Genomic DNA, 12510 nt, shown 5'->3' on the forward strand with positions numbered 1-12510 from the left:
AAAAATACTTATCCTCAGGCTGTAGTAATAGATGCAGAAAAAGAATGGGGTAATTACAAAGTTAAATTAAATAACTTTATGGAGCTATTTATAACTGCTAATGGGCAATTAATGGGACAGAAATTTGACGACTAATTGTATATATATATCTTAATTAAAAAGAGAGAGTTTTTTATGGCTCTCTCTTTTTTATCATCTTATTAAATAAATAACATCAAAAATTTTATAATCGTTTTTTTATTGTCTTTTTTAAATTTAAAAAAATAAAATAGAAAAAATTAAAAATATTTTGATGCGTATCAATTCTGTTTATTATCTGGTTTTAAAGATGCTTTTAGATTTGAGAAAAACTCCTCTTCATTCATAGACATCTCTTCAGGAAGATTTTCACTCATTTCTTCTAAAAATACAGAAGGAGTACATTCTACTTTTCTTCCCATTTTGGTTCTGCTTCTGCAGTAGGTGAGAGTTAAATGTTTTTTAGCCCTAGTCATTGCAACATAGCAAAGACGTCTTTCCTCTTCCAAACCATTTTCATCCAAACTTTTTTGATGAGGCATAATACCGTCCTCCATACCGCATATATAAACATAAGGAAACTCAAGCCCTTTAGCAGCATGTATACTCATAAGCATAATGCCTTTTTTTCTGTCCTCTTCATCATTCTGCTCTTCTATGCTCATAAGAAGTATTCTGTCTAAATAATTTTTTAAAGTAGCATTTTTATTGGACTTCTCATATTCTAGTATGCCGTTCATAAGAGATTCAACATTCTCCATTTTTTTAGCACCCTGTTCTTTTGTATCGCTAGAATTAAGAACCTCATTATGATATGCTATAACATCCAAAAACTTATTTATGTTTTCGTATAACTTTGGACGTTCAATATCATTTTTATCAACGGTAAATAAATTATGATAATGCTCTATAATCTCAAGAAAATCTTTTATTCCTGCTTTAGCTTTTGGGGAAATATCTTCCATACTCTCATAATTAAGCAAAGTCTGATATAATGAAACTCCATTTTTTATACTTGTTTCATTAAGATTATTTATAGCAACAGCTCCTATTCCTCTTTTAGGTATATTTATAACTCTAAGAAGAGAAACTTCATCTTCAGGATTAACAAACAAATTAAGATATGCAAGTATATCTTTAATCTCTTTACGTTCATAAAATTGAAAAGCTCCGACAACAGTATAAGGAAGTCCTCTAAGTCTGAAAGCCTCTTCAAAAAGTCTTGACTGAGCATTCATTCTAAAAAGTACAGCAAAATCTTCATAATTTAATCTTTTGCTTATAGAATAATTAATAATAGAATCCGCCACAAACTGAGCCTCTTCTCTTTCATCTTCGCAAGGCATTATTACTGGAGGTATTCCTTCTTCTCCTTCCGCTACAACCTGTTTATCTTTTCTTTGGGTATTATTGCTTATTACAGAATGAGCTGCTTCAAGTATGGCTTTAGTACTTCTGTAATTTTTTGTAAGAGTTACTATTTTAGCATCTGGGTATTCATTTTCAAAGGAAAGTATATTCGATACATCAGCACCTCTAAATGCATATATACTCTGATCATCATCCCCAACTACTGCAATATTTCTATATTTTGATGCTAAGAGAGTAGTAAGTTTATACTGAGCAAAATTTGTGTCTTGATATTCATCTACCATAATATATCTGAATCTTTCCTGATATTTATTAAGAACTTCTGGAAACTCTATATATAAATCTATTGTAAGGTTAATAAGATCGTTAAAATCAACAGCATTATAACCTTTTAAATAATTCTGATAAACTTCATATACTCTCTTCGCTATTTTTTCTAAATCATCATGCGGCTCTACATCATAAGGCTTCATCAAATTATTTTTATATCTGTCTATATACCAAGCAAATAAATTTTCATCATAGTTAAGCACATTTATTTTTAATTCTTTTAAAATATTTCTTATAAGTGTTCTGCTGTCGGATGAAGAATATATGCTGAAATTATTTTTGTATCCTAATTTTTCAATATCGCCTTTTAATACCCTTACGCAGAATGAGTGAAATGTACTTACTACTAATTGTTTAGGCTTTTCCTTTAATAATTTTGTTATACGTTCACGCATTTCTGCAGCTGCTTTATTTGTAAATGTAACAGCAAGTATCTGACTAGGCAAAACTCCGTGTTTTATTAAATATGCTATTCTCTCAGTAATAACTCTAGTCTTTCCGCTTCCAGCCCCTGCCAATGCAAGCAATGGGCCGTCTATATGTTCTACTGCCTGTCTTTGTTCATCGTTTAACATTAATGCCATAATTTGTAATTTCCTCTCATTTTGAAGAGTTATTATATATTATATTGAAATAATGTAAAATTTTTATTAAAATAAAATACAATAATATGATTGTAAAAAACAATATATAAAAACTTAAAATCTATTTGCAAAAATATTTTAAAATGATACTATAATTAAAACATTCTTAAATTAAAAGCAAACTTAATAAGGAAACTAAATGAATATAGATAATATTAATGATATAAGAAAAAAAGTAAAAACTGTAAAGATAGGAAATATACTTATAGGAGGAAATAATCCCATAAGCATACAGTCTATGACGAATACGGACACTAGAGATATAAAATCAACAGCAGAGCAAATTAAATCTCTTGAAGATGCAGGCGTTGATATAGTGAGGCTTGCTGTTTTGGATATGGATGCGGCAAAGGCTATAAAAGAAATAAAAAAACAGACTAAAGTTCCTTTAATAGCGGATATACATTTTGATTACCGTTTAGCTTTGGAGAGTATGGAAAGCGGTATTGATTCTTTAAGATTAAACCCAGGTAATATAAAAGATAAAGAAAAAGTAAAAGAAGTTATAAAAGAGGCAAAAAATAGAAATCTTACAATACGTGTTGGAGTAAATGGAGGAAGTTTAGATAGAAGTATATATAAAGAAGTAACGCCTGAAAACATGGTGAAAAGTGCTGCTGAGCATATAAAGCTTATGGAAGATTTAGATTTTACAAATATCAAAGTATCTTTAAAATCTTCCGACATAAAAACGACAATAGATGCCAATGTATTATTCAGAGAGAAATTTGATTATCCTATACATTTAGGCGTAACAGAGGCAGGAACATTAAGAAGCTCATTAATAAAAAGTACAAGTGCTTTATCATATTTAATAATGCAGGGAATAGGCGATACTATAAGATATTCTATAACTGGGGACCCTGTAGAAGAGGTTATGGCTGGCAAAATGCTTCTTAAATTTTTAGGTATTAGAAATGAGCCTTCTATAGAAATAATATCATGTCCTACTTGCGGAAGATGTCAGGTTAATGTTGAAGAAGTTGCAAGTTTTATAGAAAAGCATGTGCAGAACATAAAAAAGAATATAACTATAGCTATTATGGGATGCGTAGTTAATGGACCTGGAGAGGCTAGGCATGCTGATTTTGGAGTTGCTGGAACTGGGGACGGAAATTTTATATTCTTTGAAAAAGAGAATGAACCTATAAAAGTAGCAAAAGATAATATTATTAATTTTCTTACCAAAAAAATAGAAGAATTTTAATTATTAATATACGCTTGGGCGGGTGTGCTTTTATTAATTAAGCAGAAAAATAATAAAGATAGAAATTTAAAATAAAAATAAAGAAATTTAAAGGGCGGGGTATGTAAATAAAATTTTTTAATATTTAACAAACCCCGACGCTTTATTTTTTATTTTTATTTATTTTTATAAGTTTAGGTGCTTTAGTTTTTTTAATAGATATTCTTTTTTTATTGGTTTTATTATTTTTTATATTTGCCTCAGCAAGACTTATAGTATTTTCATCATTATTAGCTTCATCTTTTATTGAACCTTTTATTTCTTCTATTTTATCAGATTCTATTTCTAATATGGTATTTTTTATTTTTTCTATTTTCCATGCAAGATCATTTTCTTTTTCATTTATAACAGGTATTATTAATTGATTGAGATTATCTTTATCAAAATATACACCCGAATTTTTTGTATTTATAAGAGTTATAAGTTTATTAGTATCTATTTTTGAATATTTATCTAGTTTTATATATATATTATATTGTCCTTCTATTACAGATAATACTCTTATTTTTTTCAGTAATACTTTAAGTCTTGCAATATCAAAAATATCTTCTAATTCCTTTGGAAGTTTGCCGTATTTATCAATCATATAATCTTTAGCATAATCGATATCATCATTGCTTTGGGAACGCATTATAAGTTTATATGCCGATATTTTTTCTTTTATGTCAGAAATATAATTATCAGGTATAAATAAATCATGCTTTAAATCTATAACAGTATCGAATGTAACTTCTTTAATTTCACCTTTATATTCATTTGTAGCCTCTTCAAGCATTTGAGTATAAAGCTCGTATCCAACCTGATATATCATTCCAGACTGTTCTTTTCCTAATATATTGCCTGCTCCTCTTATTTCCAAATCACGCATAGCAATTTTAAATCCAGCCCCTAAATCCGTATGTTCTGATATGGCTTCAAGTCTTTTATATGCTACTTCCGTTAATGCCAAATCGCTAGGATAGAACATATAAGCATAGGCCTCTCTGTCGCTTCTTCCTACACGTCCTCTTAATTGATAAAGCTCTGAAAGTCCTAATTTATTTGCATTATCTATTAATATAGTATTGGCATTAGGTATGTCTATTCCGTTTTCTATTATAGTTGTTGATACTAAAATATCGTATTTATGATTGATAAAGTCATTCATAATTTTTTCTAATTGATTTCCAGACATTCTTCCATGTGCTACGCATATTTTTGCTTTGGGGCATAGTTTCTTTATCATAAGGGCAAATGATTCTATTGTTTCTATTCTATTGTAAAGATAGAATACTTGTCCGTTTCTTTTTAACTCTCTCTCTATTGCATTTGTAACGGCTTCCTCTGAAAATTCTGTTACAAAAGTTTTTACTGGTATTCTATTTAAAGGAGGTGTTTCTATAATGCTTATATCTCTTATTCCAGTTAAAGCCATATTTAAAGTTCTAGGTATAGGGGTGGCTGAAAGCGTAAGAACATCAGTTTCTAATCTTAATTTTTTTAATTCTTCTTTATGCTTAACTCCGAAACGCTGTTCTTCATCTATAACTATTAAGCCTAAATTTTTAAATTCTATATCTTTTGATAAAAGCATGTGAGTTCCTACTATTAAATCACATGAACCGTTTTTTAATAATTCTTTATTTCTTTTAGCCTGTTTAGTACTTACAAATCTATTAAGAACTTCTATTCTTATAGGGAAATCTTCAAATCTTTTTTTGGCATTATTATAGTGCTGCTGAGAAAGTATTGTAGTAGGGCATAGTATTGCACATTGTTTTCCAGCCATTATAGCTTTAAATACCGCTCTGAATGCTACTTCTGTTTTCCCGAATCCTACATCTCCGCATACAAGTCTGTCCATCATTTTGCCGCTTTCCATATCTTCTTTTATATCGTTTATAGCCCTTAATTGATCAACAGTTTCTTCATAATTAAATGAAGCTTCAAAATCATCCTGCCACTGAGTATCAGCTCCGTAAACATTTCCTTGAATATTAGACCTTATGGCGTATAATTTTATTAATTCTCTTGCAGTAGCTAATGCATCCTCTCTTGCCTTGCTTTTTATCCTATCCCAAGCACTTCCTCCAAGCAATGTTAATTTAGGAGCTTCTCCATGACCTGATATATATTTCTGTACAAAGTTCATCTGCTCAACTGGTATATATAATTTATCTCCTTTGGCGTACTCTAATGTAAGATAATCTTTTTCTTTGCCGTTTGATAATTTTCTTGTTAATCCTAAATATTTGCCTATTCCGTAATTGACATGAACTGCATAATCTCCTACATTCAAATCAACAAATGTTTCTATTAAGTTTTTATTTACTTTAGGTATTTTACGTACCTTTTTTCTTTTTCTTCCGAATACTTCCCAGTCTGCTATGAATATTGTCTTTATATCATCCTTTATGAAACCAGAAGAGGCTTGAGTTGTTATAATATAAAAATCATTTTCATTATTAGAAAAATCTATTTTTTCATCATCTTTTAAAATATCTATATTGCTGCCTTCTTCATTATCATTATTATAATTATTATCAGAGGCATCCTCTGGAATTATGATTTTAGGTTTTAAATCATGCATTATCTTATAAAACCTATTAGCCTGATCATAATGCCCTGTAGATAGAATTATTAAATAATCTTTTTCTCTGTATTCTTTTACATAATCCAAAAAATCAGTTAATCTTGATTTGAATGATACTCCTTCATTGAAACTGAATCTATAAATTTGGCTGTCTGTTATAAAAGGAGAAATATTAATTGACTTTTTTATAATATCAGAAAAATAATTATTATCTATATATAATTTTTCAGCTTCTCCTATTATGGTAAATATATTATCTATATCATTAAAGTTTTCTCTTATGCTGTCTAATATATTTATCAATTTGCTTTTTAATTTTAAAGCATCATCTATAAATATATAATCATCATTAAAGTAGTCGAATATAGTTTCTAGATTAGAATAAAACATAGGAAGTAAATTTTCGCTTCCTGCAAAATATTTTCTTTTGATTATATTATCTTTAAGCTCATCTTCTATATTATTATTTTTAATAAACTCTTCTACTTCTGAATCCTCATATACAACTTCTCTTACAGGATATATTATAATATCATTTATATTTTTAAATGATCTTCCGTCTTCTATATTAAATAGCCTTATGCTTTCAACCTCATCATCAAACATTTCTATTCTTATAGGATTATCATATTCTACAGAAAATATATCTATGATGCTTCCTCTAACGGATGCAGTGCCTTTTTCTGATACTTCTCTTTCTATAACATATCCTAAATCATATAATGCCAGTCTTAAATTTTCCAAATCTAATTTATCATGCACTTTTATAGGTATATAAAGTTCTTTTAAATCCTCTCTGTTGGCTATTTTTCTAGTTATGGAGTTTATAGTTGCTATTACTATGCATTTTTCTTTATTTATTAATTTATATAAAATATTTATTCTCTCCTGTGCTATATCTGTAATAGGAGACATTTTTGTAAATGGAACTGTATCATAATCTGGAAAATAATAATTAGGTATATTATAAAAATTTAAAGACTGGCTAAGCAACATAGCTTCGCTTTCATTTTCTTTTATTATAAGAATTGATTTATTTTTATCAATAAAAACTGCAGCAAAAAATAATGCATCGCTTCCGCCTTTAAGACCAGTTATACTTTTTGTACTATCTATATCAAAAGATTTATATTCTTCGCTTTTTAGAAATCTATATGATAGTATTTCATTTATATTATTATTCTGTTTCATATTAACTTTATTAATTTTAGAATTTAAAATGATTTTACATATTTTTATATAATAAATAAAATTTTATTAAAAAGCAATAGATTATAAAACAATATAATTTAAAGTTTATAGTTTATTTTTTGATTTAATTTATTATAACTGAATTTTATATTTTATAAATTGAAATTATATTCATAATATCAATTTATCATATTTAATTCCGAGAATATATACATAATATTTTTATTTGGATATGGTGATTTATATGTTTAGATTATATATAGTATTCATTTTATTGTTCTTAATAAACTCATGTGTTTCTAATGTAAAAACTGTATCTGAAAATAATACTAATTATAATGATTTATGGATAAAAAAAGTGAGCGGTAAAAAAGTTATAGCTCCTAACGGTTATCTTTATACATTTGATGAAAAAGGCAATGTTGAATATAAAATAAGCGGAATGGTTAGAGGAAAAGGTGTGTTTGTATATGCCGAAAGCGAAACTAATGCATACTATTATGAGAAAATGCCTTTGGATTATGTTGCTAATGATATAAGAGGTTTATCAGAAATATCGGAAAGCAATGTTAATATGTTCGTAGGGTTTGTTATTTCAAATGATAAGATTAAAATGACTTCAGGATATACAAAAGAATATAATGATAGGTTGGCAGATTGGAAAAAGAATAATCTAACTATATATTCAACTTTACGCGAGGGTAAAGATATGTCTGAATATCCCATACCAAATATCGAAGAAGTTAATTTGTATAATACAATAGAGTTCGGAGCATTAAGATAATAGTTTGCCTATCAATGTATGACTTTTTATCTCTGTAACTTCGGCATCAAAAATATCACCCATATTAAGTTCTCTTTCTTTTTTTACAAGTATTATTCTGTTTTCCTTGCTTCTGCATAAATAATGCATATTATCTTTTGCTGTATCATCTACCATTACAGAAGTTTTATTTCCAACCTGTTTTGATAATAATTTCTGAGCCAATTCTCTTTGATAATTTACAAGATTAGTAAGCCTTTTTGCACCAGCTGTTTTATCATATTGTACTTTCTTTTTATAAGCGATAGAGCCTTCTCTTTCTGAATATTTATAAAGATAAGCCTCTTCAAAGCCAATACTTTCAAGCAATTCTAATGTTTCATTATATTCTTCCTCTGTTTCATCAGCATAGCCAACTATTATATCTGTTGAAATTGGGAAATCATCTGCATAAGCTCTTAAATATGATACTTTTTTTATATATTCTTCTTTTGTGTATTTTCTGTTCATTAAATTTAATATTCTGTCGGAACCGCTTTGAAAAGGCAAATGTATATGCTTGCATAAGCTATTTAGATTCCATATAGCATCAGCTAAATCTTTATCAAAATCTTTAGGATGAGAAGTTAGAAATCTTATCCATACTTTATTTTTAGATTTTTCATCAACAACTTTGTCTAATTTGTATAGTAATTCTGTAAAATTAATTTCATTATCAATATCAAGCCCATAAGAATTGACATTTTGCCCTAATAATGTTATTTCTTTAGCTCCGTCATCTATAAGTCTTTTTAATTCTTCTATTATTTCGGAAGATTTTCTGCTTACCATTTTACCGCGTGTATGAGGCACTATACAGTAAGTACACCAATTGTTACATCCATGAGATATTGGTATAAATGCTTTATGCGGTTTATCCTCATCTACATAAGATTTATTGAATACATAATTATCATTAAACTTTCTTACAAATACCTCTTCATCTTTTAAATAATCTATAATATTAACTTCATTATATACATCAAATATCTTATCAGCCCCAAGATTTTCAAGATGTTCTCTTGAAGTTTGAGCCATGCATCCCATGATGATTATTTTAGTATCTTTTTTATTCTTTTTTCTATTTGCATTGAATAATTTAACTCTTGAAAATACCCTTTCTTCAGCATGTGCCCTTACACTGCATGTATTAATTATTATATTATCAGCATTTTCATGGTTTTCTGTCTGTATGAATCCTTCCTGCATTAAAGAGTTTATTAAACTATTTGAGTCTGCCTTATTCATTTGGCATCCGTAATTTTCTAGGTAAAAATTTTTCATATTATATTCTTTATTTTATAAATTTTGATTTTATTTCATCTATTAATATTTCTGGTACAAGACCGTCTATAGGACCATTGAATTTTAATACCTCTTTTATTAAAGATGAACTTACATAAGCATAATTTTCAGATGTATGTAAAAATATAGTATCCATTTCAGGATATAAAAGTTTATTCATTCTAGCCATTTTAAGTTCATAATATAAATCTTCACTATCTCTAATTCCTCTAGCCAGTACTTTTATATTATTTTCTTTCATATAATTTGTAACAAGACCTGATATAGATACGATTTCTATTGCTTCATTTTCTCCTATGACTTTTTTTATCATATTTTTTCTTTCTTCCACAGTAAAAGTAGGAGATTTCTCTAGATTAACGGCCACAGATATATATACTTTTTCAAATATATCTGCCAATCTGTAAAGCACATCTAAATGTCCTAAGGTAAAAGGATCAAATGTTCCCGGGAATATTACTTTTCCATTTTTCATAATGAAACATTATATACAAAATTTATATAATATCAATATAAAAGCATTATTTTTGATTGTTTATATATATTTTTTATATCTGTTTTGTATAGATAAAATTATTTCAAAAGTAAATTGATAAATATTTATAGTGGTTTTAAAATTATTATTTAAAAATAGCCTTAATATACGCTTTTCATATTTTTCCAGAGTAAAAATTAATACAAGAACAATTTCGCATGTAGAAGAAACCCATTAACATAAATATTTTTACTTTTTTATTTTATCAAAAAATAAGAATTTAATTTCACATGCGGTGATTATGCTTTAAATTTAATAACGTTTGGGTGGGTGTGCCTTTCATTTGTACGCAATTAAAACATAGTAAATACACATTATAAAATAAAGTATCAAAATCTAAAGGGCGGGCAAGTGTAATAGATTTTTTATTTTTAATATTTTAATTTAAATTTTTAATTATATAATAAAACACTGATATAATTAACACTGTATTAATTCATATTGTAGTATTTGTAATATAAATAAAAATATATTAAGTTGTAAAAAATAATATTTGATATTTTCTATTATATGTTATAATTATTTATTATAATTTGAAATTAGGAGTTTATTTATGGCTCATGTTAATAAAACAGAAATAAGAGTAATATATGCTGATACAGATCAAATGGGGGTAGTATATCATTCTAATTATCTTAGATATTTTGAGATAGGAAGAACAGAGTTATTACGTGAACTTGGAATTTCATATAAGGATATGGAAAATAAATATAATGTATTGCTTCCTGTAAAAGAGGCTTTTGTTGATTATAAAGTTTCTATAAAGTATGATGATATTATAGTTGTGCATACAAGGGTAGAAAAACTAAAAAATGTATCATTAAAATTAAAATATGAGATAAGAAGTAAAGAAAATGAGAAAATATTATATAGTACAGGGTATACACTGCATCCTTTTGTAAATAGAATGGGGCAGATAGTAAAACCAGATGAACATTTATATGAAATAATGTCTAAAGGTGTTTAATTATGAGTTGGATTAATGTTATATTAACTGTTCTCTCTTCGGCTAATATGGTTGGAGATTTGGTAAAGAATACTGCAATGGAAAATAGAGCTAAAAAAATATACAGTAAGATAGATGAAAGAGAGAAGGAAATAATGGATAGAGTGGATTTAAAAATCAATAGAGAATTAGAGAATGTATATTCAGAATTGAATTCATTGAAAGTAGTTGTAAAATTCCTTTTTTTAATCTCTTTTATTTTGCTTATTTTATTTATATTATCATTGATATTTATTATTTTTATCTTAAAATATAAGACTATAATTTAATTTTGCGAGTATTAATAATGGCTACAGTTACTAAAAAGAATCAAAAAGCATTAACTTGTTCTGTAATTACTAGAAACGGTCCTATTCTTAGATCCATGCGTATAGATCATGTGGAAATACCTTCTTATGACGGATATGTTTCAGTATATTTGGATCATTGTCCATATATTGTTAGAATAAGCTACGGAGAGCTTAGAATATATACAGAAGACGATAAACTTATTAATATGTATGTTGAAGACGGTATAGCTGAAGTAATGCAGAATGTTATAGGAATATTGGTTGAATCTGCTTTATATCCTAAAGATATAGATGTTATGCTTAATAAAGAAAAGATAGAAAAATTATCAAAACAGATGGTTATCAATGAAGAGGAATCAAGAAGAAATAATGAACAAATAAAAAAATTAAAGAAACAAATAGAAATTTCTTCTAAATAATATGCTATTGTAATTTTGGTATTATCCGATAATTTAGTTGACATATTTTTTAATTATTAATATAATTTAATATGTTAACTAAAAAAATTTACATTAGATGATTGAATATGCCTAAAATAGAAGATTTAGAAAGATTAGGAAGTATTGCCTTTTTAATAGGTAATAAAGATTTACCTGAAGAAATATCACAAAGCGACTATGATCGTTTTAAGTCAGTTTTTACAGATGAACACATGGCTAATTCTATGCCTGCAGAGGATAATGATTTGCCGTCTATTGATGATTTGGATAGTTTAGATGATGCAGATACTAATGATGATAAGAATTCAGATGATGATTTAGAATTACCTGATTTAGGGGATGATAAAGCAGATGATTTAGATTTGGATGATCTAGGATTGCCTGAAGATTTAGGTACTGATGATAATCTAGATTTACCAAAAGATTTAGATACTACAGAAGATGAGAAAGTATCAGTAGATACAGATAATTTAGATTTACCAGAAGATTTAGATACTACAGAAGACGAAAAAGTATCAGTAGATACAGATAATTTAGATTTACCAGAAGATTTAGATACTACAGAAGACGAAAAAGTATCAGTGAATACAGATGATCTAGATTTACCAGAAGATTTAGATACTACAGAAGACGAAAAAGTATCAGTAGATACAGATGATCTAGATTTACCAGAAGATTTAGATACTACAGAAGACGAGAAAGTATCAGTAGATACAGATAATTTAGATTTACCAGAAGATTTAGATACTACAGAAGACGA

Annotated in this window: 9 protein-coding genes and 1 pseudogene; 6 read left to right on the plus strand and 4 right to left on the minus strand. The window is 27.3% G+C overall.

The annotated features are described in order from the left end of the window. Positions 1 to 299 precede the first annotated feature (299 nt). Positions 300 to 2303 (minus strand): UvrD-helicase domain-containing protein, encoded by a 2004-nt coding sequence (locus tag Q0J69_RS13825; RefSeq protein WP_297208495.1) that lies wholly within the window; start codon positions 2301 to 2303, stop codon positions 300 to 302. Between the two features lie 199 nt (positions 2304 to 2502). Between Q0J69_RS13825 and ispG the strand changes: the two genes are divergently transcribed. Beyond that, positions 2503 to 3570, plus strand: coding sequence for a flavodoxin-dependent (E)-4-hydroxy-3-methylbut-2-enyl-diphosphate synthase (gene ispG / locus Q0J69_RS13830; protein WP_297208497.1), 1068 nt, complete (start codon positions 2503 to 2505; stop codon positions 3568 to 3570). A gap of 142 nt (positions 3571 to 3712) precedes the next feature. On the opposite strand, the gene mfd is transcribed toward ispG, so the two are convergent. Next, on the minus strand, positions 3713 to 7372 hold the full coding sequence (gene mfd, locus Q0J69_RS13835) for a transcription-repair coupling factor (protein WP_297208499.1): 3660 nt from the start codon (positions 7370 to 7372) through the stop codon (positions 3713 to 3715). A gap of 244 nt (positions 7373 to 7616) precedes the next feature. On the opposite strand from mfd, the gene Q0J69_RS13840 reads away from it, so the two are divergent. Continuing rightward, positions 7617 to 8156, plus strand: a complete 540-nt coding sequence (locus Q0J69_RS13840) for a hypothetical protein (RefSeq protein ID WP_297208500.1) — start codon at positions 7617 to 7619, stop codon at positions 8154 to 8156. On the opposite strand, the gene miaB is transcribed toward Q0J69_RS13840, so the two are convergent. Then, positions 8148 to 9458, minus strand: coding sequence for a tRNA (N6-isopentenyl adenosine(37)-C2)-methylthiotransferase MiaB (miaB, locus tag Q0J69_RS13845; protein WP_297208501.1), 1311 nt, complete (start codon positions 9456 to 9458; stop codon positions 8148 to 8150). The two genes, Q0J69_RS13840 and miaB, sit on opposite strands and share 9 nt — an antisense overlap. Positions 9459 to 9468: 10 nt before the next feature. After that, positions 9469 to 9954, minus strand: a complete 486-nt coding sequence (coaD, locus tag Q0J69_RS13850) for a pantetheine-phosphate adenylyltransferase (RefSeq protein ID WP_297208503.1) — start codon at positions 9952 to 9954, stop codon at positions 9469 to 9471. Positions 9955 to 10567: 613 nt separating this feature from the next. Here coaD and Q0J69_RS13855 point away from each other — a divergent pair. The 4 genes and pseudogenes from Q0J69_RS13855 to Q0J69_RS13870 all read left to right on the plus strand — a co-directional run. Then, on the plus strand, positions 10568 to 10981 hold the full coding sequence (locus Q0J69_RS13855; RefSeq protein ID WP_297208504.1) for a thioesterase family protein: 414 nt from the start codon (positions 10568 to 10570) through the stop codon (positions 10979 to 10981). A gap of 2 nt (positions 10982 to 10983) precedes the next feature. After that, positions 10984 to 11289 (plus strand): hypothetical protein, encoded by a 306-nt coding sequence (locus Q0J69_RS13860; protein WP_297208506.1) that lies wholly within the window; start codon positions 10984 to 10986, stop codon positions 11287 to 11289. 17 nt (positions 11290 to 11306) lie between these two features. Further along, positions 11307 to 11729, plus strand: a complete 423-nt coding sequence (locus Q0J69_RS13865; RefSeq protein ID WP_297208507.1) for a F0F1 ATP synthase subunit epsilon — start codon at positions 11307 to 11309, stop codon at positions 11727 to 11729. Positions 11730 to 11836: 107 nt separating this feature from the next. Then, a pseudogene (locus Q0J69_RS13870) lies at positions 11837 to 12510 on the plus strand (hypothetical protein); the annotation flags it as partial.

This window comes from uncultured Brachyspira sp. (genome assembly GCF_944388875.1).
In the GTDB taxonomy this organism is placed as follows: domain Bacteria; phylum Spirochaetota; class Brachyspiria; order Brachyspirales; family Brachyspiraceae; genus Brachyspira.

Excerpts from the sequence above, each read along its gene's own strand:
- Q0J69_RS13840 (WP_297208500.1), top strand. The coding sequence starts at position 7,617 with ATGTTTAGATTATATATAGTATTCATTTTATTGTTCTTAATAAACTCA.
- coaD (WP_297208503.1), bottom strand. The coding sequence starts at position 9,954 with ATGAAAAATGGAAAAGTAATATTCCCGGGAACATTTGATCCTTTTACC.
- miaB (WP_297208501.1), bottom strand. The coding sequence starts at position 9,458 with ATGAAAAATTTTTACCTAGAAAATTACGGATGCCAAATGAATAAGGCA.
- Q0J69_RS13865 (WP_297208507.1), top strand. The coding sequence starts at position 11,307 with ATGGCTACAGTTACTAAAAAGAATCAAAAAGCATTAACTTGTTCTGTA.
- ispG (WP_297208497.1), top strand. The coding sequence starts at position 2,503 with ATGAATATAGATAATATTAATGATATAAGAAAAAAAGTAAAAACTGTA.
- Q0J69_RS13860 (WP_297208506.1), top strand. The coding sequence starts at position 10,984 with ATGAGTTGGATTAATGTTATATTAACTGTTCTCTCTTCGGCTAATATG.
- mfd (WP_297208499.1), bottom strand. The coding sequence starts at position 7,372 with ATGAAACAGAATAATAATATAAATGAAATACTATCATATAGATTTCTA.
- Q0J69_RS13855 (WP_297208504.1), top strand. The coding sequence starts at position 10,568 with ATGGCTCATGTTAATAAAACAGAAATAAGAGTAATATATGCTGATACA.
- Q0J69_RS13825 (WP_297208495.1), bottom strand. The coding sequence starts at position 2,303 with ATGGCATTAATGTTAAACGATGAACAAAGACAGGCAGTAGAACATATA.